This window comes from Actinoplanes sp. G11-F43 (assembly GCF_050589265.1).
Classification (GTDB): domain Bacteria; phylum Actinomycetota; class Actinomycetes; order Mycobacteriales; family Micromonosporaceae; genus Actinoplanes.
On record NZ_JBNZCE010000008.1, the window covers coordinates 80,158 to 107,056 of the forward strand.

Annotated in this window: 24 protein-coding genes and 3 pseudogenes; 13 read left to right on the forward strand and 14 right to left on the reverse strand. The window is 71.0% G+C overall.

All coding sequences use genetic code 11. The features are described from left to right. Positions 1-7: 7 nt before the first annotated feature. Entirely contained in the window at positions 8-832 is an 825-nt protein-coding gene (locus ACQ0O7_RS09475) for a helix-turn-helix domain-containing protein (protein ID WP_430781479.1), read from the reverse strand. A 538-nt stretch (positions 833-1,370) separates the two neighbouring features. Here ACQ0O7_RS09475 and ACQ0O7_RS09480 point away from each other — a divergent pair. Further along, the gene (locus tag ACQ0O7_RS09480) at positions 1,371-2,072 is read left to right on the forward strand and encodes a hypothetical protein (protein ID WP_430781480.1); all 702 of its coding nucleotides are present in this window, start codon (positions 1,371-1,373) and stop codon (positions 2,070-2,072) included. Between the two features lie 305 nt (positions 2,073-2,377). Next, positions 2,378-2,527 (forward strand): annotated as a pseudogene (locus tag ACQ0O7_RS09485) (MarR family transcriptional regulator); the annotation flags it as partial. Between the two features lie 210 nt (positions 2,528-2,737). Here the strand turns inward: ACQ0O7_RS09485 and ACQ0O7_RS09490 are convergent. From ACQ0O7_RS09490 to ACQ0O7_RS09500, 3 genes and pseudogenes are all read right to left on the reverse strand, one after another. After that, a complete protein-coding gene (locus tag ACQ0O7_RS09490) occupies positions 2,738-3,745 on the reverse strand; it encodes a lysylphosphatidylglycerol synthase transmembrane domain-containing protein (RefSeq protein WP_430781481.1) in 1,008 nt (335 codons plus the stop codon). A 47-nt stretch (positions 3,746-3,792) separates the two neighbouring features. Then, positions 3,793-4,455: pseudogene (locus ACQ0O7_RS09495) on the reverse strand (M28 family metallopeptidase); the annotation flags it as partial. 69 nt (positions 4,456-4,524) lie between these two features. Then, a pseudogene (locus ACQ0O7_RS09500) lies at positions 4,525-5,211 on the reverse strand (PA domain-containing protein); the annotation flags it as partial. 108 nt (positions 5,212-5,319) lie between these two features. On the opposite strand from ACQ0O7_RS09500, the gene ACQ0O7_RS09505 reads away from it, so the two are divergent. Continuing rightward, complete coding sequence (locus ACQ0O7_RS09505; protein WP_430781483.1) at positions 5,320-6,147, forward strand: aldo/keto reductase; 828 nt, start codon at positions 5,320-5,322, stop codon at positions 6,145-6,147. Positions 6,148-6,193: 46 nt separating this feature from the next. Here the strand turns inward: ACQ0O7_RS09505 and ACQ0O7_RS09510 are convergent, their stop codons facing one another. Continuing rightward, positions 6,194-7,321 carry a DUF3500 domain-containing protein gene (locus tag ACQ0O7_RS09510; RefSeq protein WP_430781484.1) on the reverse strand — a complete coding sequence of 376 codons (1,128 nt, stop codon included), beginning with the start codon at positions 7,319-7,321 and terminating at the stop codon, positions 6,194-6,196. Positions 7,322-7,425: 104 nt separating this feature from the next. Between ACQ0O7_RS09510 and ACQ0O7_RS09515 the strand changes: the two genes are divergently transcribed. Continuing rightward, positions 7,426-7,656 carry a hypothetical protein gene (locus ACQ0O7_RS09515; protein ID WP_430781485.1) on the forward strand — a complete coding sequence of 77 codons (231 nt, stop codon included), beginning with the start codon at positions 7,426-7,428 and terminating at the stop codon, positions 7,654-7,656. A 35-nt stretch (positions 7,657-7,691) separates the two neighbouring features. On the opposite strand, the gene ACQ0O7_RS09520 is transcribed toward ACQ0O7_RS09515, so the two are convergent. Together ACQ0O7_RS09520 and ACQ0O7_RS09525 are read right to left on the reverse strand one after the other, a co-directional pair. Then, entirely contained in the window at positions 7,692-8,936 is a 1,245-nt protein-coding gene (locus ACQ0O7_RS09520) for a multidrug effflux MFS transporter (RefSeq protein WP_430781486.1), read from the reverse strand. Beyond that, on the reverse strand, positions 8,933-9,445 hold the full coding sequence (locus tag ACQ0O7_RS09525; protein WP_430781487.1) for a cyclophilin-like fold protein: 513 nt from the start codon (positions 9,443-9,445) through the stop codon (positions 8,933-8,935). Before ACQ0O7_RS09525 ends, ACQ0O7_RS09520 begins: the two co-directional genes overlap by 4 nt. A 344-nt stretch (positions 9,446-9,789) precedes the next feature. On the opposite strand from ACQ0O7_RS09525, the gene ACQ0O7_RS09530 reads away from it, so the two are divergent. Beyond that, positions 9,790-10,266, forward strand: a complete 477-nt coding sequence (locus tag ACQ0O7_RS09530; RefSeq protein ID WP_430781488.1) for a hypothetical protein — start codon at positions 9,790-9,792, stop codon at positions 10,264-10,266. Here the strand turns inward: ACQ0O7_RS09530 and ACQ0O7_RS09535 are convergent, their stop codons facing one another. Further along, positions 10,267-11,742 (reverse strand): helix-turn-helix domain-containing protein, encoded by a 1,476-nt coding sequence (locus ACQ0O7_RS09535; protein ID WP_430781489.1) that lies wholly within the window; start codon positions 11,740-11,742, stop codon positions 10,267-10,269. A gap of 125 nt (positions 11,743-11,867) precedes the next feature. Here ACQ0O7_RS09535 and ACQ0O7_RS09540 point away from each other — a divergent pair, with 125 nt between their 5' ends. Genes ACQ0O7_RS09540 through ACQ0O7_RS09565 form a run of 6 tightly spaced genes read left to right on the forward strand, consistent with a single transcriptional unit; the run spans position 11,868 to position 20,040 of the window. Then, a complete protein-coding gene (locus ACQ0O7_RS09540; protein ID WP_430781490.1) occupies positions 11,868-13,643 on the forward strand; it encodes an SIP domain-containing protein in 1,776 nt (591 codons plus the stop codon). Next, positions 13,640-14,611 (forward strand): ABC transporter substrate-binding protein, encoded by a 972-nt coding sequence (locus tag ACQ0O7_RS09545; RefSeq protein ID WP_430781491.1) that lies wholly within the window; start codon positions 13,640-13,642, stop codon positions 14,609-14,611. The genes ACQ0O7_RS09540 and ACQ0O7_RS09545 overlap by 4 nt, the downstream gene beginning before the upstream one ends. A gap of 41 nt (positions 14,612-14,652) precedes the next feature. Then, positions 14,653-15,651, forward strand: coding sequence for a FecCD family ABC transporter permease (locus tag ACQ0O7_RS09550; protein ID WP_430781492.1), 999 nt, complete (start codon positions 14,653-14,655; stop codon positions 15,649-15,651). Then, a complete protein-coding gene (locus tag ACQ0O7_RS09555; protein WP_430781493.1) occupies positions 15,648-16,682 on the forward strand; it encodes a FecCD family ABC transporter permease in 1,035 nt (344 codons plus the stop codon). The genes ACQ0O7_RS09550 and ACQ0O7_RS09555 overlap by 4 nt, the downstream gene beginning before the upstream one ends. Next, a complete protein-coding gene (locus tag ACQ0O7_RS09560; protein WP_430781495.1) occupies positions 16,679-18,322 on the forward strand; it encodes an ABC transporter transmembrane domain-containing protein in 1,644 nt (547 codons plus the stop codon). The genes ACQ0O7_RS09555 and ACQ0O7_RS09560 overlap by 4 nt, the downstream gene beginning before the upstream one ends. Then, the gene (locus ACQ0O7_RS09565) at positions 18,319-20,040 is read left to right on the forward strand and encodes an ABC transporter ATP-binding protein (protein ID WP_430781496.1); all 1,722 of its coding nucleotides are present in this window, start codon (positions 18,319-18,321) and stop codon (positions 20,038-20,040) included. Before ACQ0O7_RS09560 ends, ACQ0O7_RS09565 begins: the two co-directional genes overlap by 4 nt. A gap of 211 nt (positions 20,041-20,251) precedes the next feature. Here the strand turns inward: ACQ0O7_RS09565 and rpmF are convergent, their stop codons facing one another. The 3 genes from rpmF to ACQ0O7_RS09580 all read right to left on the reverse strand — a co-directional run bounded on the left by rpmF (position 20,252) and on the right by ACQ0O7_RS09580 (position 22,185). Further along, entirely contained in the window at positions 20,252-20,440 is a 189-nt protein-coding gene (rpmF, locus tag ACQ0O7_RS09570) for a 50S ribosomal protein L32 (protein WP_430781498.1), read from the reverse strand. 462 nt (positions 20,441-20,902) lie between these two features. Continuing rightward, positions 20,903-21,313 (reverse strand): Fur family transcriptional regulator, encoded by a 411-nt coding sequence (locus ACQ0O7_RS09575; protein ID WP_430781500.1) that lies wholly within the window; start codon positions 21,311-21,313, stop codon positions 20,903-20,905. 101 nt (positions 21,314-21,414) lie between these two features. Next, a complete protein-coding gene (locus ACQ0O7_RS09580; RefSeq protein ID WP_430781502.1) occupies positions 21,415-22,185 on the reverse strand; it encodes a class I SAM-dependent methyltransferase in 771 nt (256 codons plus the stop codon). A 191-nt stretch (positions 22,186-22,376) separates the two neighbouring features. Between ACQ0O7_RS09580 and ACQ0O7_RS09585 the strand changes: the two genes are divergently transcribed. Continuing rightward, positions 22,377-22,787 (forward strand): Fur family transcriptional regulator, encoded by a 411-nt coding sequence (locus ACQ0O7_RS09585; protein WP_430781503.1) that lies wholly within the window; start codon positions 22,377-22,379, stop codon positions 22,785-22,787. A 58-nt stretch (positions 22,788-22,845) separates the two neighbouring features. Here the strand turns inward: ACQ0O7_RS09585 and ACQ0O7_RS09590 are convergent, their stop codons facing one another. The 3 genes from ACQ0O7_RS09590 to ACQ0O7_RS09600 all read right to left on the reverse strand — a co-directional run bounded on the left by ACQ0O7_RS09590 (position 22,846) and on the right by ACQ0O7_RS09600 (position 26,150). After that, complete coding sequence (locus ACQ0O7_RS09590) at positions 22,846-24,165, reverse strand: pyridoxal-phosphate dependent enzyme (protein ID WP_430781504.1); 1,320 nt, start codon at positions 24,163-24,165, stop codon at positions 22,846-22,848. After that, positions 24,162-25,610 carry a Y4yA family PLP-dependent enzyme gene (locus tag ACQ0O7_RS09595; protein WP_430781505.1) on the reverse strand — a complete coding sequence of 483 codons (1,449 nt, stop codon included), beginning with the start codon at positions 25,608-25,610 and terminating at the stop codon, positions 24,162-24,164. Before ACQ0O7_RS09595 ends, ACQ0O7_RS09590 begins: the two co-directional genes overlap by 4 nt. A 207-nt stretch (positions 25,611-25,817) precedes the next feature. After that, a complete protein-coding gene (locus tag ACQ0O7_RS09600) occupies positions 25,818-26,150 on the reverse strand; it encodes an ArsR/SmtB family transcription factor (RefSeq protein WP_430781506.1) in 333 nt (110 codons plus the stop codon). Between the two features lie 215 nt (positions 26,151-26,365). On the opposite strand from ACQ0O7_RS09600, the gene ACQ0O7_RS09605 reads away from it, so the two are divergent. After that, complete coding sequence (locus ACQ0O7_RS09605; protein ID WP_430781507.1) at positions 26,366-26,812, forward strand: hypothetical protein; 447 nt, start codon at positions 26,366-26,368, stop codon at positions 26,810-26,812. The last annotated feature ends 87 nt before the right edge of the window (positions 26,813-26,899 follow it).

Here is a 26,899-nt window from a genome sequence, read left to right on the forward strand (position 1 = left end):
CCGGACATCACCCGCGTTTGGCGAGCGCCCCCGGCGTCACCTTCAGCACCCGCCGGAACGCCGCGATGAACGTGCTCGGCTGCGCGTAACCCAGACGCTCGGCCACATCCCGGACATCCGACCCCTCCGCCAGCAACGCCAGCGCCCGGTGCACCCGCAACGCCTGCCGCCACTGCGCGAACGACAGACCGGTCGCCGACTGGAACGCCCGGGTGATGGTGCGATCACTCACACCCAGCTGATCCGCCCACTCCTCCAGCCCCCGCCGGTCCGCCGGATCGGACAGCAGCGCCTCGGCGATCACATCGATCCGCGAATCACCCGGCAGGTCCAGCGCGAACTGCCGCCCGGCCGGCTCCAGCACGTCGAACACCACCGCCTCGGTCCGCTCCCGCTCCCCCACCTCCAGGTCCCGGCGGGCCAGCCGCACCAGCAGCGCGTCCAGCAGCGGAGTGATGGTGACCAGCGCCGGCCCACGGAACACCGCGGGCGCCCGCCCCAGCGCGAAGAACGCGTAATGCAACTCGGCGCCCGCGGTCACCCGGCCACCGTGCACGGTGCCCGCCGGCAGCCACAGCCCCGACCCAGCCGGAACCGTGAACAGCCGGTTGCCGATCCGCGAGGTCATCGTCCCGCCGCGCACCCACACCAGCTCGTCGACCGGATGCGTGTGCGGCTCCCACTCGGTCGCCGCGCCGGGCGTCTCCGACTCGGCCAGGATCGCCGCCGGAACCGGGTCACCCAGCGGCAGCCCCACATCCCGGCGCACCACCGTGCCCGGGTCCCGGCGCCACGCGCCGAGCCCGAGATCGCCGGAAGCCTCCACGGTCATGGCGGCGAGCCTACGCGCATTCGGACAACGCACCGAAACGCCGAGATTTCATCGACCAGGACGAACCCGGCAATAGCGTACGGCGACTCCTGCAGCCCTATTAGCCGTCATGGAAGCACGCGTTCTCATCGCCGGTGCAGGATATCCGGTGTCGCTCCGACCCGGGCGCTGAAGCCGCACGGCATCGCCCATCCGGTGCCGCGGCAGGAATTCCGGGACCGATCCGGCCGGATACTGGCCCTCCGATACGACGCGGCGCGAAATGGGGCTCCGGCACGGAAGTATGCCTCAGTTGACCGGCCGGGGATGTTTGCCGTGCGCGGACTTCGCCTGCGGCGGGCGGGTGCCTAGGCTGGAGACTATGGCCCGAAAGGGCCATGCGGGGGTGACTGTTCCGCGTCTCCGGGTTGCCGTCAGTGCCGATGTGGGGTGCCGGGACGCCAGGTGGGGTGCGGGATTGCGGGTTCCGGTCCCGGTGGTGACCCGCGGGAATAGCGTCGATCGCGTATCCAGTGAGGACATCGTCAGGAGATCTGTCATGCACGCGTTTCTGGTTGCCTCCGGGATCGTCGCGGGGGCGTTGCTGCTCACTCCGGGTGCTGCTCAGGCGGACGGGCTGCCGCCGTTGTCGAGCGCGACCGACACACCGGATGTCGGCCCCGGCCCGGTCCGGCCGATCCGGCCCGACACTTTGAGTACAGCCCTGCTGGCGGATGACCCCATGGGGAATCCTGGGCTGATCGCCGGGCGTGATCGGCGGCCGGCGGCCGGTGGCATCGGTGTGCTGCAGATCGAGCAGTCGGCCCCTCACACCCTCCGTCTCACCACGTCCGGAGGCACGGTTGGCGCGGGGCTCGACGCGTGGGTGACGCCAGATGCCGTCTCGATCGGGCTCGGGGCGAAGGACCAGTTGGCTGACAACGTCAGCTGTACCTGCAACTGCGGCACCGGCAGTGGCAGTGGCAACGGCAACGGAAGTGGCAACGGCAGTGGCAACGGCGGCGGGACCGGGACAGGCACCGGAACAGGTACGGGTACGGGCAAACGCGCCGCCGCGAGCATCAGCCGACCGGGCGACCACGGCACCGCGGGTCACGCCCTCACCCTCGGAGATCGGGAAGGGACTGAACTCCTCCGATTGAGGGGTGATGGTCTCAGCAGCGGCGCCCTGGCTAGTGCCCTCGGTGATCGGGAAAGGGCTGAGCTCCTTCAGAAGTACGAGAGCGCCGGCGAATGGTGAGTGCCGGTCAACGCTCGGTCCGATCCAAGGGCTCCGGGGAAGCGTCCTTCATTCCCTGACGGTGATGAACGTCCGGGAGGCCCACGGCGAGCGGGCCGCCTCGTGGCCGGTTTCCACCAGGAGCCGGGCACGTACGACGGCAAGGGTTCTCCGCCCTGCAAGAAGTGACGCTCAGAGGCAGAGACTTCTCGCAGGCAGCGGACGACGAGCTGGTGCTCGGGTTCGGGCGGCTGCTGGGGGCGGCGAACCGTCTGGAGTACATCCTCGGCCGGGCCCTGGAGGAGCAGTGCGGGATCAGCCACCTGATGTACGAGGTGCTGCTCATCCTCGGCCGGTCCGACGGTGCGGGGCTGCCCATGCGCGCGCTCGGGCAGGAGCAGGTGCTGACCACCGGGGGTGTGACCCGGCTGGTGGACCGGATGGAGGCGGGCGGGCTGGTGGAGCGCTCGGACGACCCGGGTGACCGGCAGGATCTCCCCTGCGACTCGTCTACGTCTTCGACGCCTACTGCGGCTGGTGCCACGGCTTCGCCACCACCATCCGTGAGGTCGCCGCCCGCCACCCCGACCTGCCGATCGACGTCGTCTCCGGTGGCCTGTTCACCTGGCCCGCGGCCAAGGAGACGCCGACGAGATCACCACCCGGATCGCCGCCCTGCGCGCCGCTCACCCGACGGCTTGAGAAGTGGGACGGGCCGCACCCAGGTAGAGGTGGGCGGCCATGCCGGCGGGCAGGGTCAGCCAGAAGGTGATCAGGCGGTAGGACAGCACGACGACCAGGGCGGTGGCCGTGGTGGCGCCGGCCGTGACCAGGCCGGCCAGCAGGGACGCCTCGATCAGGCCGATGCCGCCGGGAGTCAGCGGCGCCTGCCGCACCACCTGCATGGTCAGGTAGACGCCGGCCAGCCGCAGCCAGCCGATGTCGGCCTCGAACGTGGCGGCCACCGCCATCAGGCAGGCCAGATCAAGAGCCCACTTCCCGGCGGCGTACGCGGTCACCACCGCCCACTCCCGGCCACGCACCGCACGCGCGGCCCGGGTGGCCCGCCGGATCTCCACGACCAGCCGGGCGGTGACCGCCCATCGGGTGAGCAGCCGCGCGCCGACCCGCCGCAAGTGCCAGCCCACGACGGTCAGGGCGGCGATCACCGCCATGACGATCAGGGCGTCGGTGCCGGCGGGTTCCCACTTCACCGCCGGCAGGAGGACCGCGACGAGCAGGCCTACCCCGTACAAGATGATCAGTGACAGCACGGAGATGACACCGGAGAGCAGGGTGACCACCGTGGCCACCGCCGCCGTCGCCCCTCGTTTCTGGTAGTGCCGGAAGGTGTAGGCGGCCGAGACCGCGGCGCCGGCCGGTGCCACCATGCTGATCGCGCCGCCGCTGTAGGTCAGGGCGATCGCGTCACGTCTTCGCAGGTCCACGTCGAAGGCGGCGAGCAGGGCCCGCTGCTGGTAGGAGAAGGCCAGCTGAGAGGTGGTGCCGGCGAGGACGGCGAGCAGCGCCCACCACGGGTTCATGATGCGCGCGGCGACTGACAGCGCCGACAGTTCCGGGAACTGCCGGCGGGCCAGTTCGAACGCGCCGGCGGTCAACAACAGCGCGGCGGCCACCCTCCACCAGGACGGGCGGCGGCGAGTACGAGTAGGTTGTTGCGCTGTTGTTGACACGACTCGACGATCTACGACGCAGTCAACCTCTTGACGGCGTAGCGGGCGACCGAATCGGCGATGGCGTCGGTGTTGACGTCCAGCGCGGTCAGGTTGACGTTGGTGATGGTGTCGCAGGCCTGGTGGTAGCAGCTGTCGTAGGCGACTCCGGCGGTGCCACCGAACAGGGCCTGCTCCTCCGCGGTCTTGATGCCCTCGGCGCCGGTGAAGATGCCACCGGCCGGGATGCCCACGGCGATGAACGCGCCGTAGTCGGAGCGGCCGTCGAAGTCGGTGCCGACGTGGCCGATGCCGCGGGAGTCGAAGAAGGCCTCGAGTTGCTTCTCGATCTGCGCGGATCCGGACGGCCCGGCCGGGGAGCCTTCCTGGTCGGAGTCGTCGCCGTCGTACAGCTTGATCGCGTAGTTGGGTGAGGCGACCATGTCGAAGTTGAGGTACAGCTTGATCCGGTCGCGCTGGGCGGCGGTCAGGTCCGCGACGTACTGGTCGGAGCCGAGCAACCCGATCTCCTCGGCCGCCCAGAACGCGAAGCGCACCTTGTTGCGGACCGGGAAGTGTCTCATCTTCTCCGCGGTCTCCAGGATCGCCGCGGTACCGGAGCCGTTGTCGTTGATGCCGGGGCCTTCCGGGACGCTGTCCAGGTGGGCGCCGACCATGACGACGTTGCGCGGGTCACCGAGCCTGGTCTCGGCGATCACGTTGTGATCCGTGCCGAGCGTCAGCGTCGAGTCGACCTTGAGCCGGACGGTGACACCGGGTGTCGCGGCGAGTTCGTTGCCGACGGCGAAGTCGGCGAAGACCATCGGGATGCCGGCCCGCCACTCACCCAGGTCGAGCGGATAGGCGTCGGTGCGGCCGGGCTGCCCCTCGTTGAAGACGATGATCCCGGAGGCCCCGGCGGCCGCCGCATTACGGATCTTGTCGACGAACGCGCAGGTGCCGCGCTGCACGAGGGCGATCCGGCCGGCCACGAACCCGGCGAAGTCGGCGGTCTCGCAGCCGCTGGTCGAGGACGGTTCCGGCGACGGCGGCAGGGTGAGGTCGACCGCCTGCACCTGCGCGGTCACGTCCCCGGCGGGTGAGGGCTGGAAGGTCAGAAAATCCTCTTCGGGTACGAAGGACCTGCTCGTCGGCGCGGTGACGTCCAGCACCGGCGGGCTGTCCTCGGTCCACGACTCGACGAAGTTGATCGGATCGAGCGTGACGTGGTATCCGGCCCGCCGCAGTTTGCCGGCCACGTAGTCGCGGGAGGCCCGGTAGCCGGAGGTGCCGGCCGCCCGGTTGCCACCGTTGGCGTCCGAGATGCGCTGCAGAGCGTCCAGGTGTTTCTTGGCGCTCGCGCCGCTGACCTGCTTGACCAGCAGTTTGGCGAGCACGTCGTCGAGTGGTCCGGCGCTGGCCGGTGCGGGCTGGGCGACGACCAGGGTCAGGGCCGCGGCGACCGCGACGAGTGTTCTCCCGCGCATGAGTTCTCCCCACGTGTTGAGTGTTCAGTCGCCCTGAACGTATCGCGGTCCGTCGATGCGAGGGATGGTCCGATCAGGTGATCGCGGGGTGGTCCGTAGGCTTTGCCCATGACCGAGAAGATCAAGTTGCTGCACGGTGCCGAGATCCCGCGGATCGGGGCCGGGACGTGGCCACTGAACGACACGGACGCCGAGCGGGTGGTCGCCGACGCCCTGACCGCCGGATACCGCCTGATCGACACCGCCCAGGCGTACGGCAACGAGGTCGGTGTCGGGCGCGGTCTTCGCGCCTCCGGGGTGGAGCGGAGCGAAATCTTCGTCACCTCGAAGTTCAACAAGGAGTGGCACGGGCGTGAACTGGTCGCCGAGGCGGCGCAGCGGAGTCTGGCCGCGCTCGGGCTGGACTACCTGGACCTGCTGCTGATCCACTGGCCGAACCCGGGCCACGACCGGTACGTGCAGGCGTGGGAGGGTCTGGTCGCGTTGCTGGAGACCGGCACCGTCAAGGCCATCGGCACCAGCAACTTCAAGCCCGCCCACCTGGAGCGGATCATCGCGGCGACCGGGGTGGCCCCCGACGTCAACCAGATCCAGCTGAGCCCGGTGTCCACCCGGGCCGGCGCCCGCGCCTTCCACGCCGCGCACGGCATCGTCACCGAGAGCTGGTCGCCGCTCGGTGGGCAGGGCGTCCCGGTGCTGGATCTGCCGGTGGTCACCGAGATCGCCGAGCTGATCGGGCGCACCCCGGCGCAGGTGGTGCTGCGCTGGCACGTGCAGGCCGGCCTGCTGCCGATCCCGAAGTCGGCCGATCCGGCCCGGCTGCGGCAGAACCTGGACGTCTTCGACTTCACCCTGACCGCCGAGCAGATGGTGGCCCTGGACGCCCTCGACCAGGGCGAGTCGGTGGTCGAGGACTCGGACGTCTTCGGTCACTGACGGGCGTACCGCGCGTGGTGAGTTCCGGTCCGCTCCGCGCCGGAACTCACCACGCGGGCGGAACGTGCGCTGCGGCCAGGTGACGGGCGAGGACGTCTGCGCCGAAGTCGCCGCCGGGGTCGCGCCACACGGTGTGTACGTGGTTCACGTCGCGCTGGGTGTTGTCGTACTCGGCCAGCAGGCGCGGCCCCTGCAGACGGTAGTAGTGCGGCTGTCCCCGCTCGACGCCGCCAGCCCACGCGAAGTGCACCCCGCCGATGCGGTCCCCGGCGAACTTGGCGGCCTCCCGTTCGGCGAGTTCCTCGGGGATCCGGCCGATGAACACGTCCAGCAGCGCGCGCAGCATCTCCTGCTGGCTGGCGGTCAGGTCGGCGCCGGGCACGCCTTTCGGCACGGTGGTGAGCGCGACCGCCTCATGGTGTTCCGGGCCGAAACCGGCCTTGCGTTCGGCCTCGTCGTGGGCCGCGGCGAGCCGTTCACGCAGCCGCGGATCCCGGAACTCGCCACGCCACACGTCGGGCAGCGGGATGAGCCGGTCGCCGTCGCGGATCTCGGAACGGTTGCCGCCGACGATGTCGACCGGGGCGGCCGGGCTGATCACGGCCCGGCCGGCCTGGGCGTCGTCGAGAGACCGGACCAGGTCGCGGGCCAGATCCTCGGCGGCACCGAGCGGACGCAGCAGATGCCCGCCGAGCAGCGGTGACTCGGCCGGGTCGGCGCCGAGGAAACACGGCGTGCCGGCCTGGACCGTCCCGTCCAGGATCAGGTGCTGGACCGAGACATGATGGCCACCGAACCGCCACGACCACGGCCGGTCCATGCCGGGCTCACCGAAGACGCGCAGCCAGTAGAGCTGCGGATCCCGGCCGCGTTCCCGCTCCCAGCCGACATTCCAGCCGTCGGCCTGATCGAGGACGTTCTCCAGGCCGATGATCGTCGACGCGGTCACGAACCCGGCCCGGGACATCCCGGCGGCCAGCAGCTGCATGGCGAGGCTCTGCTGGGCGGCCCGCATGCCGGCCAGGGCGAGCCCGCCGTGATCGGTCGGCGTGTAGTACCACCGGCGCCGCTCCTCCTCGGACGGCCACGGGAACTGGGCGGCGGCCCGCTGCTCGCCGTCGAGCCGGTCCAGCCACGCCGTGGCGGCGTCGGTCATCCGCTGTGCCGGGTTCATCGGTCATCCTTCCGGGAGGGACAGTGTTCATCAGCCGTCTACCCCGATCGGGGGCACCGCCCCCATAGGCTCCGGTCGACATAAGACGATGATCGGGGGATCGGATGTTCATTCACGCGATCGTGACCGGCTCGCTCCTGTTCGCCGCACCGGCACAGGCGGCCACCACCGCCAAAGCCGAGGTGGCCGGCGCCAACGGGGCCTTCGTCCGGTTCATCGCCGGGCCGGGCCAGACGAACGCACTGGTCATCACCATCTCCGGCCGGACCGTCACGCTGGACGACAAGGTCGCGATCAAGGCCGGCCCTCTGCCTGGCGTCGACCGCCGGCGGTGATCGGGAGCGCCGTCCGGTCCCGCCGGGCCGATACGTCACCCGGTGGTGGATGGCCGGGCCAGCACCAGCAGCCCGAGCATGGACAGCCCGGCCCCGCCGATCATGAGCAGTGCCATCGGAACGGCGGTGTGCTCGCCACCGAGCCCGGCGATCGGGGCGATCACACCGGCGGCCACCCATTGGACGAAGCCCAGGACCGCGGAGCCGGTGCCGGGATGTTCGGGCACCTCGGCGGAGGCGAGCGCCCCGCCGTTGGGGCCGATCAGCCCCTGGGCGGTCATCAGCACGAAGAAGCACAGCACCGCCAGGAGCAGGGGCGTTCCGAACCACAGCGCGCCGGCCAGCATCGCCACTCCGGCGCCCAGCGCGGCGATCTGCCCGGTGAGGATCACCCGGTGGGTGGCGACCCGCCCGGCCAGACGTGCGGCGATCAGGGCGGCCACCGTCATGCCCGCGGCGTTGGCGGCGAAGTCGAGTGAGTAGGCGATCGGCGACATGCCGTTCATCGACTGGAGGATGAACGCCGACGTGGCGACATAGGCGAACAGCGCACCCATCGCCGATCCGCTGACCAGCAGATACCCGACGTAGCGGCGACGGCCGAGGACCTGCCGGCCGGCGACGGCGAACGCCCGCAGACCACCGCGGTGCCGGCGTTCCGGCGGCAGCGACTCCGGTACCGCGATCACCACGGCCGCCGTCATGGCCACCCCCATGGCGGCGACCGCCCAGAAGGACGTCCGCCAGCCGGACAGTTGCAGGATGACCGCGCCGAGCAGCGGCCCGAGGACGGGTGCGATCCCGCCGATGCCCGCGACCAGGTTCAGTACGCGGACCAGCCGGGCGCCGGTGGCCAGGTCGACGATCACCGCACGGCCGACCACCATCGCCCAGCCGCCGGTGAAGCCCTGTACGAACCGGGCAGCCATCATGACTCCGGTCGACGGGGCGAGAGCGCACACGATCGACGCGGCGCTCATCAGCAGGATCGCGGCGATCAGCGGGCGCCGCCGGCCCCGCTGGTCGGAGACCGGCCCGCCGATCAGCTGGCCCAGTGCCATGCCCACGAAGAAGGTGGTGAGGGTCAGCTGCACCTGTGTCGCGGTCGCCGACAGATCGGCGGCGACCGCGGGGAAGGCGGGCACATACATGTCGGTGGCCAGCGGGGCGATCGCGGTCAGCGCGATCACGGTGGCGACCAGGCCGGCGGTGAGCCCGGCCCGGCGCGTGCCGTGCGGTTCGGGCCGGTCCTCGACCCGGGCCTCGCCGGTGGCGGTCACGCGCCGTCCGCCGGGGCCGGCTCGATGCGCACGGTGAATCGTTCGCCGGCGGCGGCCAGCGAGTCCAGGCCGGCGCTGATCACGCCCAGGCGGACGAGACCCGGGTCGGGCACCGTCTGACCGAGGTCGTCGTAGTAGACGGCGACGACCCCGCTGCGCGGCCACAGGTAGACGTCTCCGGCGACGGGGTCGTGGACGACGGCGTTGCTCGTCACCGTCAACTCCCCGGGCAGGCGTCCCGATTTGGCCTGTGCCCACACGTCCTTCATGTCGACGTCCGCCGGCAGCATCGCCACCAGCTGCCGCGATTCCGGGGTGTCGTGCAGCGTCGCGGTCGCGACCCGGTCGCCGAACCGCAGCACCAGCGGCGTCCACGGCACCGGGCCCGGCGCGGCGGGCGGTGTCTCCGGGACTTGCGGGCGGATGGCGCACCCGGCCGGCACGGCGGTGACGGCAGCCGCCAGGAGTGCGGCGGCGACCCGGTGCGAAACGGCGGCGATCGTGGTCATGCGGCAAGCACACCGGTGCGGCCCGGCGGGGAGAAGTCACTCCTGATGGGTGTACTCCCAGTACACCGTAGGGTGGCCGGATCGGTCGTACCGTCGAGGCGTGGACAATCGAGTCGAGGTTCGCGAGTTCCTCACCTCCCGCCGTGCGCGGATCACCCCGGAGCGCGCCGGGCTGCCGGCCGCCGGGCAGCGACGTGTGCCCGGCCTGCGCCGTAGTGAGGTCGCCGCGCTGGCCGGCATGAGCGTGGAGTATTACGCGAAACTCGAACGCGGCGCCCTCGCCGGGGCCTCTCGTCGGCAACAACCGCTCGGATCTGCTCGCCGCCAACCATCTCGGCCGGGCGATGTACAGCGACCTCTTCGCCGGCTCGGCGACCGCGCCGAACCACGCCGGCTCGGCGGTCCCGCCGAACTTCGCCCGGTTCACCTTCCTCGACGGCGCCGCCCGCCGCTTCTTCCCGGACTGGGACGCCGCCGCCGACATGAGCGTGGCCAACCTGCGCACCGCCGCCGGCAAGGATCCGCACGACAAGGGGCTGCACGACCTGGTCGGGGAGCTGTCCACCCGCAGTGACGACTTCCGCCGCCGCTGGGGCGCCCACGACGTCCGCACGCACGGCAGCGGCGTCAAGCACTTCCACCACCACGTCGTCGGCGACCTCGAACTGGCCTACGAGAGCATGGATCTGCGCGCCGACCCCGACCTCACCATGACCGTGTACGCCGCCCGGCCGGGCTCGCCGACCGAGGACGCGCTGCGGCTGCTGGCCTCCTGGGCCGCGTCGTCACCGGCCGTGGGGGCCGGCGGTCACGAGCGTTGATCACGGCGTACGCGATGCCGGTCCGGGTCTGGTCTCCCGGTCCTGGTATTCGCGCGGGGAGAGGCCGTGGAAGCGGGAGAAGGCGGTGCTGAACGTCGGCAGGTGGGCGTAACCGACCCGGCGTGCCACGGCTGACGGTTTGGCGCCGCCGGTCAGCAGGTCCCGGGCTATTCGCATGCGGGCCGCGTAACGCCACCTGGTCAGGGTCATGCCGGTCTGTTCGCGGAACGCCCGGTTCACGCCGGGCGGCGCCTCGGCTCCTGGCCTGCCTATGCGCCTCAAGTAGTCCATGGCGACCTCCCGAGCTTGCGGGTCGGTCGGCATGGGCACCGACAACGCGCGCTGCGCGGCCACCTGATCGGCGAACAGGTCCAGGACACGGCTGGGGTCGTAGCCCTCGGGGCGCACCGGGGTCCGGGCGCTGATCGAGCAGAACATCAGGTGGTCGTCCCACGCCGGGGAGAACTGGGCCTGCAACGGCTCGGTCAACCGCAGGTCGTCGGTGGTGGCGTTGCCCAGCGGCAGGGTGATCGAGTTCTCGTGGACGCCGGTGGTGTGTTCCAGGCCGGCCGGGATCCAGATGGCGCCGCCCCGGCCCCACTCGTAGCGGCGGTCGGCGGTGTCCAGGTAGCCGCTGCCCCGGTACGCCCAGCACAACACATGGGTGTCGTTGGTGTGCACGGCCGTGCGGGTCGCCGGAAGTGCCGCGGGTGCGGTGCGCCGCACCATCGTGACCAGGTCGTCGGCCTGCAACGCCGCGGCCGGGGTGAGTGCCCGGCTGAACTCGTGGGGTGTCGACCCGTACTGCTGCTTGAAGGCCCGGGTGAACCCGTTGCGGCTGGTGAACCCGACCCGGACGGCGACCTGGTCGACGCCGTATCCGGCGGCCAGCAGCGGTACGGCCGCGTTCAGCCGGCAGCGGACCCGCCACTGTTCGAAGGTCAGCCCGGTGTCGGCGCGGAAGTCGCGGAGCAGGCTGCGCGGGCTGGACGGCACCCGGGCCGCCCATGCGGTGACGGTGTGTGCGAGTGCGGGGTTCCGCACCAACTCGTCGGCGACCTGCCGGGCTCCGCGGGCGCGCGGCATGGGCGGCGGCGCGACCCCGGTGCCGTGGAAGAGACCGGTGAGCACGTCCTGGGAGTATCCGTGCCCGGTGAGTGGCGTGACCCCCAGGTTGAAGTGCTGGATCAGCCAGTCCTGCCAGCCGTCGGGCACCGCGAAGCGCCGGGGCTGCGACGAGGCTCCGGCTCTGGGGTGGATGAGCAGGGGGAAGGCGACGGTGCCCGGTTCGGTGACGACCGTCCAGTGGTTGCCGACGTCGGCCGGGATCCAGACGCCTTCACCGGCGGTGAGACGGAACTCCGGATGGCCCTCCACGCCGAGGAGTGCCGTGCCGGTACGCACCCAGAACAGCAGGTGCTCGGCTTGATCCCAGGAGCCGCTGGCCCGGATCGGGGGGATCGCCGGCGGTTCCACGTCCTAACTATATGGCGATCTACGCACAACATCGGAGGTGAGGTGAGCCTAACCTTATCGGCAGCCGAGACGAAGGGTTTCACCGCAGCATGCCGAAGACCGCACGCCAACTGACCGTACGACCGGTGACCCTGCGGGAGGTCCACGTCGTCCGGGTGGCCGACCTGACCCCGGGGATGCGCCGGGTCACCCTGGCCGGGGCCCAGCTCGGCGCGTTCACCTCGGCCAACGGCTTCCCCCAGCCGGCCTTCGCGTCGACGGGTTTCGACGACAGCATCCGGCTGGCGTTCTGCCGCCCCGGCCAGACCGAGCCGGTGCTGCCGGTGCAGCAGGCGACGGGTATCGACGTGCCGAGGAACCCGCCGCCGCTGTCGCGGGTCTACACCGTACGCCGCTGGGATCCGGAGACCGGCGAACTGGACGTCGACTTCGTCAAGCACGGCGTGGGCCCGGCGACGACCTGGGCGTACCGCGCCGAGCCGGGTGACCGCGTCCACCTGGCCGGCCCCGGCGGTTCCCTGGCCCTGCCGACCGGGGCGGACTGGCTGCTGGTGGCCGGCGACGAGACCGCACTGCCCGCGATCGGCCGGCTGCTCGACGAGGCCGGCCCGGGCCTCCGGGCGCGGGTGCTCATCCAGATCACCGAGCCGGGCCATCGTCAACAGCTGCGCGAGTTGCCGGGCGTCGAGGTGACCTGGCTCGAATCGTCCCTCACGGACGCGGTCACGAACCTCGGCTGGTGGGATGGCCGCCCCTTCGCCTGGATCGCCGGGGAGCACTCGGCGGTCCGCGACATCCGGCGCCATCTGGTCGAGGACCGGGGCATGCCGAAAACGGACATCGAGTTCACCGGCTACTGGCGCCGCGGCGACATCGTCACCCTGCCACGCACCCAGACCCCGTTCGAGAAGCTGCACGATCTGACCGAACTGGTCGCGCCGATCGCCATCCGCACCGCCGTCGAGCTGGGCGTCCCCGAGCTGATCTCCCGCGGAATGAACGACATCGAGGATCTGGCCGGCGAAGTGCGAGCCGACCGGCGGGCACTCGGCAAACTGCTGCGCTACCTGCACGCCCTCGACGTCCTGACCGAAACCGGACCGGGCCACTACGGCCTGACCCCGGTCGGTGAGGTGCTGACCCTCGACTTCATGGCCGACCGCCTGCACCCCGCCGGAGTGGTGGGACGCGAGATGCTCGGCCTCCTCGGGCTCACCGAGTCGATCCGCACCGGGCAGGCCTCCTACCGCACGGTCACCGGCCAGACCTTCACCGACGTCCGCGCGGAGCAGAGCTACGAGGACCGCTACCTCGATCGCCTGGCGAGATTCCAGGCCACCCTGGCCGAGCCGATCGCCAAGTCCGGGCTGCTCGACGGGGTCAGGCATCTGGTGCTGCACTCCGGTGGCGCCGGTGCGCAGGCCCGCGAGTTCGTCGCCACCCACGACAGTCTGCGCGTGACGATCTGCGCACTGCCCGCACAGGCCGACTGGCTGCGCCGGGACCTGCCCGACACCATCCCCGACGAGGCGCAACGTGCCCGGGTCGATGTGGTCGAGCAGTCGGTGTTCGAGCCGAGCCCGCCGGCCGACGTGGTGTTCGTCATCCGCGCGTTCAAGAACCTGCCCGACGCGGATGCCGCCCACGCCCTGCGCCGGGCGGCCGGGAACCTGCTGCCCGGCGGCCGGGTGCTGCTGATCGAAGACACCTACCGGGGCGACGACGAGCACGACGGTGAGGCGGATCTGCTCGCCCTCACCGTGCACGGCTCCGGGCTGCGTACCGCTGCCGAGCTCGACGCCGTCATCACCCGGGCCGGCCTCGCCCACGCCGCACGGCACAGCGTCGGCTGGGGCACCACCGTCTACGAACTCGTCACCAACGAAGGAAAACAGTCATGAGATCCCTGCGATGGGCTGCCGCCCTGCTCAGCGCCACACTCTTCCTGTCCGCCTGTGGAGGCGGCGACAGCGAGGAGACCGGCGCGCCCGCGGCCGCGGAGAAGCGCACCGTCACCGCCGGCAACGGCACGATCGAGATCCCCGCCGCGCCGCAGCGGATCGTCACGATCGGCAACACCACCCTGCCGCTGATCGACATGGGCGGCACGCCGGTGGGGGTCACCGAGATCTCCGCCTCCGAGCTCGGTCTGATCCCGGCCGAGCAGAAGGCCACGTACGACAAGGCCACGGTCCTCGGCTCCAGCGGCGACCAGGTCGACATGGAGAAGCTCGCCGGCCTGCGGCCGGACCTGATCCTGGCGCAGCTCCCGGCCAGCGAGTTCGAGCTGATCAAGAAGCAGATGGAGTCGGTCGCCCCGACCGTCTTCTGGGGCCTGGACGTGGAGTGGAAGGAGCTGGCCGGCGGGCTGGCCGAGGCCGGCAACGTGTCGGCCGGACTGACCGGGCAGAAGACCGAGTTCGAGGCCAAGGTCGCCAAGATCCAGCAGACCTACGGCAAGATCATTGACAGTACGAAGTTCGTCAACGTCGACCGCTGGGAGAGCTCCGACCCCGGCACGTTCTCGATCGCCGACTTCGGTTGTGTCGAGATCGCCCAGGGCGACATCGACATGGACTTCCCCCGAGCGGCCGCCGGCGCCGACCCGCTGGGCTGGACGTCCCTGCCGTTCGAGCAGATCAAGAGCCTTTCCGAGTACGACGTGATCACCTACCCGGTGGACGCCCAGGGCCGGCCGACCAAGCCGTTCGCGCCGGTGGCCGAGAGCAACACGTGGAAGGCGCTGCCCGCCGTCGGCTCCGGTCGCGCGCTCGGCCTGTTCTGCCCCGGCAACAACTCGTACGGTCCGGTCCTGCGCTACCTGGACTCGCTCGACGCCGCCCTGGCCACCCTGCCCACCAAGGAGTGACAGCGCTCGCCGCACGTCCGGCCGGTCCGGGTGCCGTCACGGTGCCCGGACCGCGCCGGCGTCTGATCGGTCTGGCCGTCGCGGTCACGACGCTGCTGGTCCTGCTGGTGCTGAGCGTGCTGGTCGGGTCGACGGCGATCGCGCCGTCGGTGGTGTGGGACGCCCTGTTCCATCCGGCCGCCGACATCGACCACTTCGCGATCCGCGACTACCGGCTGCCGCGCACCATGGTCGGCCTGGCCGTGGGCGCGGCGCTGGGGGTCGGTGGCGCGCTGATCCAGGCGCTGACCCGCAACCCGCTGGCCGACCCGGACATCCTCGGCATCAACGCGGGCGCCTCGTTCGCGGTGACGGTGGCCGTGGGGGTGCTCGGGATCCGCGACATCGGCGGCTACATGTGGTTCGCGTTCGCCGGGGCGCTGCTGGTCACCCTGATGGTGCTGGCCCTCGGGTCGACCCGGCAGGGGCGGTCACCGGTGGTCATGGTGCTCGCCGGGGTCTGTGTGGGTGCGGTGCTCCGCGGCGCCGGGTCGGCCCTGGAGCTGACCAACCCGGACGCGTTCGACGCGATGCGGGCCTGGAACGCCGGTTCGATCGTGGGCCGGCCCCTGGACCTGGTGTGGCCGCTGCTGCCGTTCCTGGTGGTGGCGCTGATCCTGGCCGTCGTGGTGGCCGGCCCGCTCGACGCGATGGCGCTCGGCGATGACCTGGCGGCCGCCCAGGGCGTCCGGCTGGCCCGGATCCGGGTGCTGGCCGTCATCGCACTGACCCTGCTGGCCGGTGGGGCGACCGCGCTGGCCGGGCCGATCGGTTTCGTCGGGCTGATGGTGCCGCACGTGGCGCGCTGGATCGCCGGCCCGCACCAGGGCTGGATCTTCGCCTACAGCGTCCTGCTGGCCCCGATCCTGCTGCTGGCCTCCGACGTCCTCGGCCGCCTGGTCATGCACCCGAACGAGATCCCGGTCGGCGTCATCACCGCGTTCGTCGGCGCCCCGGTGCTGATCACGCTGGTGCGGCGCCGGAACGTGAGCGGCCTGTGAACGGGCGGCGGACCCTGGTGCTGCGGCGCCGCGGGGTCGCGGTCCAGCTCGCATGGCGTACGGTCGTGGTCTGCTCGGTGCTCGCCCTGACGGTGGCGGGCCTGGCGGTGTTCGCGCTGATGACCGGCTCGTACCGGCTCGGCCCCGGCCAGGTGCTCTCCGCCCTGGCCGGCGGCCAGACCGGGCTCGTGCACGACATCGTGGTCGAGTGGCGGCTGCCGAGGGTGGCGGCGGCGGTGGTGTTCGGCGCCGCGCTCGGGGTGTCCGGGGCGGTCTTCCAGTCGATGCTGCGCAACCCGCTCGCCGACCCCGGCGTGATCGGCTTCGCGCACGGCTCGTACACCGGGGCGCTGATCGTGATCCTGGTGGTCGACGGCACGTACACGCAGCTGGTCGCCGGTGCGCTGGCGGGTGGGATGGCCACCGCCCTGGTCGTGTACCTGCTGGCGTACCGGCAAGGGGTCCGGGGTTTTCGGTTGATCGTCGTCGGGATCGGCGTCTCGGCCATGCTCCAGTCGCTGAACACCTGGTTGATCCTCAAGGCCGAACTGGAGCAGGCGATGGCCGCGGCCGCGTGGGGTGCCGGATCGCTGAACGGCATGTCGTGGGATCGCGTGGTGATCGGCGGTGCCTGCATCGCCGTGCTGCTGCTGGCGGCGGCACTGTTGAGCCGGCCGATGCGGCAGCTGGAGCTGGGTGACGACGCGGCCGCCGCCCAGGGGGTACGCGTCCCGGCCACCCGCCTCGCCCTGATCGTGGTGGGGGTGGCGCTGACCGCGACGGTCACCGCCGCGTCCGGCCCGATCGCGTTCGTCTCCCTGGTCGCGCCGCAGATCGCCAGGCGGCTGGCCCGCACCGCCGGGATCACTCTGGGCCCGGCGGCCCTGGTCGGCGCGCTGCTGTGCCTGGCGGCGGACCACCTGGCGCAGCACGTCGCGCCCACTCCCCTGCCGGTCGGCATCATCACCGTCATGCTCGGCGGCGGCTATCTCGGCCGGCTGCTGCTCACCGAGGCCCGGAGGCGCCTGTGAGATCCGCCGACCCGGCCGGGCTGGGACGGGGGCCGCTGACCCGCCGGCTGCCGGTCCTGCTGGACACGCCCGCCGAACCGCTCGACGTCCGGCCGTACGAGACGGCACCGGGGTTCCTGCTGCGGGTGATCCTGTCGGTGCGGCGGGTCAGTGTGCCCGCGATGCTGCTGGCGATCGTCTGGCAGGTCGGCGAGGCGGCGGTCCCGGTGATCATGGGCCTGGCGATCGACCGGGCACTGGCCACCGGCGACCCCGGCCGGCTGGCGCTGTGGCTCGGCGTGCTGATCGGCGTATACATCGCGCTGACCTCGGCGGCGAAGCTGTCCCTGCGGCTGACCGCCTACGCGGTGCAGCTGGTGCAGCACCGGCTCCGGCACACGCTGTCGGCCGGGGTGCTGCACGGCGGCACCCGGGCGCCGGACGGTGGTGTCGTCTCGGTGATGACCAGCGATGTGGCCCGGCTGGCCAACGGGGTGCTGCTCGGCATCATGCCGGTGGCACGGATCGCCGCCATCGGGTTCATCGCGGTGTCGCTGGTGGCGGCGCACTGGCTGCTCGGGCTGGCGGTGCTGGTCGGGGCGCCGGCCGCGGTCTGGCTGATGGGCCGGCTCAGCGGGCGGTTCTCCCGGGACACCCGCGCCTATCAGCAGCTGTTGACCACCACCGTCGGCCGGGCCACCGACCTGGTCGCCGGATACCGGGTCGTCAAGGGCCTCGGGGCGGGTGCCGAGGCGACCAGGCGGTACCGGCAGGCGAGCCGGGAGACACTCACCGGCGCCTCACGTAATGCCGGATCGCTGGGTCTTCTGCTGACCGGTTCGGGGGTGGTCACCGGCGTGTTCGTCGCGACCGTGCTGGGCCTGGCCGGCTGGCTCGCCGTCGACGGGCGGCTGAGCATCGGCCAGTTGATCGCCGCGGCCGGGCTCACCCAGGCGCTGCTGCCGCAGATCGAGTCGATCGCGAACCTGTCCATCCCCAACCTGGCCGGGGCCCGCGCCGCGGCCGGGCGCATCCGCGACGCCCTGCCGGGCGACGGCCCCCGCACGACCGGGTCCGGCGAGGTGGCGGCCCTTCCCGTACTGGAGGTGTCCATGCCGGACGGCACAGCGATCAAGGTGGGCGCCGGAGAGTTCGTCGGAGTCCTGGCCGATGACCGGACGGCGGCCCGGCTCGCCGGTGCGCTACTGGATCCGTGGGCCGCCGACGATGTCCCGGTCCGATTGGACGGGATCCCGGCACCGAGGGCTGAATACCGGTCCCGGGTCACCGTGGCCCCACACCGGGCGACCGTGTTCAGCGGAACCCTGCGGGACAACCTGCCCGCCGAAGCTCACACCGCGTTACGGGCGGCCGCGTGCGACGACTTCGCCACCGATCTCGACATGCCGGTCGGTGCGGGCGGGCACCGGCTCTCCGGCGGCCAGCGCCAGCGGGTCGCACTGGCCCGCGCCCTGGCCGGCGACGCGCCGGTGCTGGTGCTGCACGACCCGACGACAGCTGTCGACTCGGTCACCGAACACACCATCGCCGGCCGCCTGCGCGACATCCGCCGGGGCCGGTCGACACTCCTGATCGTCTCCGCCCCGGCACTGCTCGCCGCCTGCGACCGGGTCATCGAGCTGCCGGCGGCCACGCGATGAGCGCCGGACTTCCGGTGGCGACCGGCCGGGAGACCGCTGCGGAGCTGTGGCGTCTCAGCCTCGGCCACCGGCTGCGGCTGGCCGCGACCGGGGTGCTCGGCATCGTCAGCACCGGCATCGACCTGATCCCACCGGTGGCCGTCGGACATCTCGTCGACCGGGTGCGGGCGGGCACCGCCGACCTGAGCACGGTACTGATCGTCACCGCCGTCATGGCGCTCGCGGCGATCCTGGGCGCGGTCGGCACCGCGGTGACCATCGTGCTCGCCACCCGGACCTACCACACCATCCTCGCCACGCTGCGTGAACGCCTCATCGGCCGGGCCATGACACTCCCCCAGCACATCGTCGAACGCGCCGGCACCGGCGACCTGATCTCCCGCTCCAGCGACGACGTCACCGCCGTGGCCGACGCCGCCCCCGCGGTGATCCCGGCGTTCACCGTCACCGCCTGCACCATCGTCGTGTCACTGGGCGGGCTGGCCGCGCTGGAGTGGCCGTACGCGGCGGCCTTCGTCGTGGTTCTCCCGGTCTACCTGCCGGCCATGCGGTGGTATCTGCGCACCGGCCCGCAGGTGTACCGCGCCGAACGCGCGGCGATGAGCGCCCGGGCCCAGCAGATCCTGGAATCCCAGCGCGGCCATGCCACAGTGCTCGGATTCGGGCTGGCCGACCAGCGGCACCGCGCGGTGATGAGCGCGTCGTGGGCGGTGGCGGTGCGCTCACTGCGCGCCCGGATCGTGCAGAGCATGCTCAGCGCCCGCCTCAACCTGGGCGAATGCCTGAGCCTGGCCACCGTCCTGATAGTCGGCTTCGTCCTCATCGACCACGGAACGTCGACGGTGGGCGCCGCCACAACCGCCATGCTCGTCGTGCTGCGCCTGCTGGGCCCGGTCAACCAGCTGCTGTACGTGATCGACGACCTCCAGTCGGCCCTGGCCTCCCTGAACCGCATGATCGGCGTCGTCCTGATCCCCACCACGCCAGCACGGTCCGCCCCGGCGACCACGGCTGTCCATCTCCGCGACATCACTTTCCGTTACGGCGATGCTCCTCCCGTACTCACCGCCGCCAGCATGGACATCGAGCCCGGTGAACGCGTCGCCGTCGTCGGCCCCTCGGGCGCCGGAAAGAGCACCCTCGCCGCCGTGATCGCCGGCATCCACCGCCCCGAATCCGGAACGGTGACCCGCCCCGACCACACCGTGGTGATCACTCAGGAGGTGCACGTATTCGCCGGAACCGTCCGCGACAACCTGTCCCTGGCCGCGCCGGACGCCACCGATCACGACATCCGCACAGCTCTGGACGCCACCGGCCTACCGGATCTGTCGCCGGACACGGTGGTGGGCCACGGCGGACTCCCGCTGACCGACGCGCAGGCGCAACAGATGGCCCTGGCCCGGCTGCTCCTGGCCGACCCGCGACTGGCCATCCTCGACGAGGCCACCGCAGAGGCCGGCTCCACCCAGGCGGGCCCCCTGGATCGAGCCGCCGAGGCCGCCCTGGCCGGCCGTACGTCCCTGATAATCGCCCATCGCCTGTCCCAGGCCGCCGCCTGCGACCGCATCATCGTCCTCTCCCACGGCCGGATCACCGAAGCCGGCACCCACGAGGCCCTGATCGCCGCCGACGGCACCTACGCGGAGTTGTGGAAGACCTGGCAAACCTTCCGACCCCGCGCCGGTACGCCCGTCGGCCCCACCGAAACCGGGTAGCCCTGCCCCGGCCGCGCGGCCCAGGCGGCACACCGGACCGCCCGGCGACCGCCGGGCGAATGCGGTGGACCATGAGGAATCAGTCATCGCTGGAAGACCGGGTAGACGTAGGTGGTCAGGGGGTGCGCTCATCGATTCCACCATCGCGGCCTGTTCGTACCGTTCCGCGCTGTGGTGTTCACGTCCTGCCCGGATCCATTCCGGGCGAACGTCACCGGCTTGCCGGCGTCAGGGTGCTCAGGTCGATGTACCCGCGCTCCACGGCGCGGACGAGCCGGCGCGGGATCCGGTAGGTGGTGCCGCCGACGTGCAGCGGCACGAGCTCGGTCGGGGTCGCCTTCCAGTTGGCTCGGCGGGAACGGGTGTTGCTGCGGGACATCTTCCGCTTCGGGACAGCCATCAGTGCTCCTTCGGTCGGTTCGGTTACAGGGGGTCAGGCAGCTTGCGTGATCGGCCCGAGCCGGGGCTCGAGGCCATCCCACGGCTGGTTCCAGGACCGGCCGCGGGTCATCAGTTCCTCATCGGTGAGCAGGCAACGGTGTGCCGGACCGACACGGCCTCCGGCAACCCGAGCTGGAGTGACATGCGGGCCGAGGGCATCGCGCTCTCCCGAACGCCGCTGACCAGCACCACGGGAACGCCGTGCGGGCCGGTCATGCCGATGCTCCGTGGCGGGTACCGCCGGCGCGGAAGGGGCAGAGCTTCACGTCGGACTCCATCACATACAAACGATAACGGTTTTCATTGTATGTGGAGCCGCAACGCGCCGTACGGTCGCCCCTCCAGTTGAGGCCTTCCGTCAGGTGCCGCGAACTGGCGGCGACCGCAGCACCGCCCTCGCCCATTCCGTGTCGTCGTGTGGCTATCCCTGACGGCGCGCGGTGCACTCACCACAGGTGCCGAAGATCTCGATGGTGTGCCCGACGTCGGTGAAGCCGTTCTCCGCGGCCACCTCGTCGGTCCACCGCTCGACCGCCGGACCGGCCACTTCGACGGTCTTGCCACAGGTGCGGCACACCAGGTGGTGGTGATGCGTCGGGCTGCACAACCGGAACAGCTGCTCACCGCCGGGCAGACGGGTGGAATCGGCCTCCCCGGCGTCCACCAGCATCTGCAGAGTGCGGTAGACAGTGGTCAGACCGACCTTGACGTCGCGGTCCCGCAACATCAGATAGAGCTGCTGCGCGCTGTGCGCACCGTCCACCTCCTCCAGCAGAGCCTTGATGTCGGCCCGCTGTCGAGTACTGCGGGTCGCGGTCGGCAGCGTCTTCACGGCGGCAACTCCATCACTGGTCGGGCCGCGCGGTGCCGCGGCGGCCTCCAATTATGCAATGGTGACCATATGATGTCCGGACAGGCGCCGCGCCGATGCCGCTACGCCACCGCGGCGAGCGCGGCGTGGGCCCCCCAGCGCCACACGACACCGGCCTCCTCGAATCCGGCGTCGCGACAGACATCGGCATGCCAGTCGACCGGAGCGGTGAACTCGGCCGGAGCCCGCTTTCCGAAGATCTCCGCCCGCTGGTCCATCAGCGGTTTCAGGGCGGCGTGCGAGCGCAGTTGCTCCCACCACCGGGTCCACGCCAGCCCGGCGGCGGCGTCGTCGGCCGCCGGGTGCAGCCGGCCCATCACGCCGGTCAGTCCCGGCTCCGGCATCAGGTCGGCGACGATGAACAGGCCGCCCGGGCGCAACAGCGTCCGGGCGGTGCGGTAGAGCTCACGGGCCTGCCCCTGGTCGAGATAGTGGATGGTCATGACCGCGGTGATCACGTCGTACGATCCGGCGGTCGCGACGCCGGCGTGCCAGCCGGCCGCGAGATCGCCCCGGTGCAGCGCGAGCCGGCCACCGGTCCCGGCGGCGGCGAGCGCGAGCAGTACCGGATCGAGGTCGAGCAGGGCGACGTCGGCGCCCCGCCAGCGGGTGGCCATGCGCTCGGCGAAGACGCCCGGGCCGCCGCCGAGGTCGAGCACCCGGGCGGGCGCCGGGCCGCAGACGGCCTCGGCCACCGCCAGCATCGCCGTCTCGCAACTGTGCACCGAGGGCAGGAAGCCGGCCATCACCTCGTCCCAGCCGCGACGCCATCGGTCGACGAGTGCGCGGTCCAGGGCGGGTACGGCGACGGACGCTTCCGGGAGTGACAACATCGGCAACCTCGGGGTACGGACGGTCGGATCAACGCGCCCACTATAACGGTAACCGTTTTCAATAAGGCGCCGCCGGGCTGCGAGGACAGGACGGCCGCCACCAAGCCGCTTTACAATGAAAACCGTTTCCAAGAAGATGAGGAGGTCTCACCAACGGTCAGGTCGTCACCCCATGGAGGGGCAGGAAATCCATGTCAGACACTCAGCGACGGCGGCACACACGTTACCGCCAGCAGGTACGCGAACTCCTGAGTGGCAGTGAGGAGTTCCTGAGCGCCCAGACGGTCCACACGATGCTGCGCAGCCAGGGGCTCCCGATCGGGCTGACCACCGTCTACCGCAATCTGCAGGCTCTGACCAAGGACGGTACGGTCGACGCCCTGCGCACGTCGACCGGGGAACAGATCTTCCGCCACTGCAGTCCGGTCCAGCACCACCACCTGATGTGCCGCCACTGCTCGCGTGCCGTCGAGGTGACAGGTCCGGCACTGGACCAGTGGGCCACCGCGCTGGCCGAGGTCCATGGCTTCACCGACATCAACCACAGCGTCGAGATCTTCGGTACGTGCGGGTCATGCGCCGACACCGATCACCAGATCTGACGATCGGCCATCCGCGCCCTCGACCAGGGCCCCAGCACGGTAGGCCGCCGGGGACACCTCAGTCCCGCACCAACGGCGCTCCCTCGTCGCGCCAGGCGATGACACCACCGTCCAGCGACCGTACGTCCGGATGGCCCATCCTGGTCAGCAGCGCGGCGTAGCGTGCCGACTTCTCCCCCACCGGGCAGACCAGCAGCACCGGCTGCCGACTGGTGAACGGCAGGCCCCCGTGCAGCATCTCGCCGAAGAGGTCGTCCACGATGTTGACGGACCGGTCGATGTGCAGGGCCCGGTAGGCGAACGGACTGCGCAGATCCACGACGAGCGGGTTCTCCCTGCCGATCCAGTCCTGAGCGTCCGTGACACCGATCGTGGTGGCCGCCGCCAGCTCGGCATCGGTCAGGGTGGCGACCGAATGCGGGCGCGCCGCCTGCCCGAACAGGTCGGGACGCCGTTCCCGCAGATAGCCGAGATAGACCTCGACCCGGTCACAGACGATGAACACCGCGGTACGCCGTTCGGTCAGCTCCGCGTCGATGCCGCGCAGATACCGCACCGCCCCCTGGTAGGCGCCACCACCCGTCGGCCCGGCGAGGGTCCCGCACCGGCGCACCAGGGTCAGCAGCCCGTCGATGGCCTCCGCCGAGCTGATCGGCTCGATGCTGTCGTAGACGTCCGGATCGAAGAGCCCGACCTCCTGCACCTCGTCGATGGTGCGGATGCCGGGGATGAAATCGGACTTCTCCGCGACCAGCCCGACCACGGTGACGGCCGGGTCCTTCTCCCGCAGCGCCCGCGCCACCCCCGTGGACGACCCGGCCGTGCCGACACAGGCGATGAAGTAGTCGGGCACCCGGCCGTCGAGATCAGCGATGATCTCCGGCCCGGTGCCGAGCGCGTGCGACTCGGCGTTGCGCTCGTTGAAGTACTGGTCGGTGTGCAGGTAGCCGCCGCCGGCCTGCGACACGGTGTGGTACATCCGGGTCAGAGGATCCTCGGTGTCGGTCGGGTCCAGGCACTCCGACCGGCCGGGCAGCTCGTCGATCTGGGCGCCGAGCAACAGCAGCAGGTCCTTGACGGCGGGCACCTTCATCCGGTTGGTCACGCTGCGGAACGGCAGCCCGTGCATCCCGGCGATGATCGCGAGCGCCTTGGCGGTGTTGCCGCTGGACAGTTCGACGATCGTGTCACCGTTCGCGGCGGCGTCGCTCAGGCCGCCCCGGACCATGTTCCACGCGGGCCGGTCCTTGAGCGACCCGAACGGGTTGAGCAGCTCCATCTTGGCGTACAGATCGATGTTGCGCAGACCGTGGACGGCCGGATCGATACGTACCAGCGGGGTGTCGCCGATGACGTCGGTGATGCTGTCGTACCTCAATTGCCCTCCTCCCGGCCCGTGACGGGCCAGTACTGCTCGTCCAGACACCACTGCCAGGTCTCGCCGGAGCGGAACGCCGCGACCGTACGAGCGGTGGGCTGCATCAGCGCGCCGCCGGCGCCGAAGTCCATCAGGTATCCGCCCGTGTTGGCGAAGACCAGCAGATCACCGGGGCGGGGCCGGTGCGCGAGCCAGACCTTGCGGCGGGTGATCAGGTCGGACTCCAGGCACAGGTTGCCGGTCAGGTACACCCCGGCGGGCTCCGGTGGACCGGGCGCGCCACGCGGAACGAGCAACGGATCCATCAGAACGCCGTGCGGCTCCAGCCCGACGTCGGTGCCGTTGCCGGCGACCCGGACGAAGGTCTCCCCGTTGCCGTCGTCGCGCACCTCCTCGATGCGCAGCAGCACGGCTCCGCACTGGTCGAGCAGCGCCCGGCCGGGCTCGGTGTGCAGGTCGTAGAGGCTGTCCAGCACCAGCGCACCGAGCGGGCGATGATGCCGGGCCGATCCGGTGGCGAGCAGCCGCCCGAGGTAGCCGGGCCCACTGACGGCCCGGTGGGCGGGATAGACGCTGAGCGACCCGCGGACGGTGCCGCCCTCGTTGCGCAGGCCGTAGCCGTGCCCGTGCCAGGTGATCGGTGGCCGCCGGCCCAGGACGGCCGCGGTCAGCTCGGTGGTCCAGGCCTCCCATTCGGACCCGTCGGCGAGATAGCTGACGCCGAATCCGCCACCGATGTCGATCACGCGGGGCTGGAAGCCGTGGGCGTGGGCCTGGTCCATCGCGGACAGGCAGCCGTCCAGGGCGACGGCCTTCTCCGGCAGGGCGACGGTGTCCAGGTGGTAGGCGACGCCGAGGAATTCGAGATGGTCTCGATGGGCGGTGAGGGTCTCCCACAGATCATCGAGACCGGCCTCCGGGATGCCGAAGCGGCTGGTACGGGTGAGCACGTTGGTGCCGGCCGAGACGAATCCGGAGAGCCGGGCCAGCACCGGGACCCGCGGCAGACCGTGCGCGGCGACGATGGCGGCCAGCGTGTCGAGCTCGGTGACCGAGTCGGCGTTGACGGTGACGCCGGTGCGGGCGGCCAGCCAGAGGAACTCCCGGCTCTTGGGGCCGGTGGCCATGATCCGCTCGGGGCGGAACCCGGCGGACAGCGCGCTCTGCAGCTCGCCGAGCGAGGCCACGTCGATGCCCGCGTCGGCGGCGGCCAGCCCGCGGATCAGCGCACGGGACCGGTTGGCCTTGTGGGCGAAGTAGACGCCGCCGCTGAGGTGGTGCTCGCGGTAGACCTCACGGAAGCCGTGCACGTTGCGGACCACCTGATCGGGCAGCACCAGATTGAGGGGGGAACCGAGCCCGTCCGCCAGCCGGTGAAGCAGATCGTGCTCCGTCAGCAGGAGCCTCAGGTCACCCTCGACACGCGGTTGCAGCTTCAGCGCCATCACTCTCCCCGGTCCGGCCCGCCCAACGTAATCGAGGATTCAGCCGGAAACCAAGAAAATCATGACCCTAAAGTGATCGATTGATCACTCCATGCAATCATGAGCATGTCCTCAGTCCACAGTGGAGCCGGCCGGCGCCGCCTCTCCGACGCCACCTTCCGGATCTCCTGACCCGCCGACAGTCATCGGAACGGCTGCCGGCGAGTCTCAGGCGGCCGGTCCGGCCTCACCCTCGGGCCGCACCGCACAGCCCTCACCACTGTGCGCCAGCGCGTCACGCACGATGTGCGCGACGTGGTCGTCACACAACGTGTACGCGATCTCCTGACCCTGCCGGACGCCGCGAACCACCCCGGTATGGCGCAGGACCCGCAGGTGCTGCGAGACGTGCGGCTGCGTGAGCCCGGTCAGTTCGACCAGCTGGTGGACGAACCGCGGCTGGCCGGCGAGCAGGTCGACGATGGCGAGCCGAACCGGCGAGGAAAGTGCCTTGAACAGGTCCCCGGCCGCCGCATACCGGTCCATGGCGAATCCTTGCATGCGAACATGCTTTCATGAGCATCGGTCCAGCGTCACCACGGCCGTCCTGACCCGGCCGCGCCACTCACGCCCGGGGACCGCACTCGCGGGGATCGTCTCGCATCTCATCACTCGACGCATCAGAAGCAGTATCCGAGCAGCCAACATGCTTACTTTGCAATATGCGTATGTCAGCATGTTACTGTCGGATCGAGCCCGAGAACAGAGGAGCAACCATGACCACCATGCTGCACGAGGTGCACACCGCCCACGAGCACGTGCACGGCGAAGGGTGCGGGCACGCGACCTCCGCACACGCCGGTCACCTCGACTACCTGCACGACGGCCACCGCCATCACGCGCACGACGGGCACTACGACGAATGCGCCCCGCAGGCGCACACCGCCGCCGAGACACACGAGCACGTGCACGGCACCGACTGCGGGCACGTCTCCGTCCAGCACGACGGCCACGTCGACTACCTGCACGACGGTCACGTGCACGCCGACCACGACGGCCACTACGACGAGTGCAGCTCCGAGACACACATCCCGGCAGAGACGCACGAGCACGTGCACGGCACCGACTGCGGGCACACATCGGTGCGCCACGGCGACCACGTCGACTATGTGCACGACGGCCACCACCACGCCGCCCACCAGGGCCACTACGACGAGCACTGACGATTCGGAGCGTGACGGGGAACGCCACCCCCGGCCGCGACAGGCTTGTCGCGGGTGATGGCCGGCCGCACCTCATCCGATGAGCCG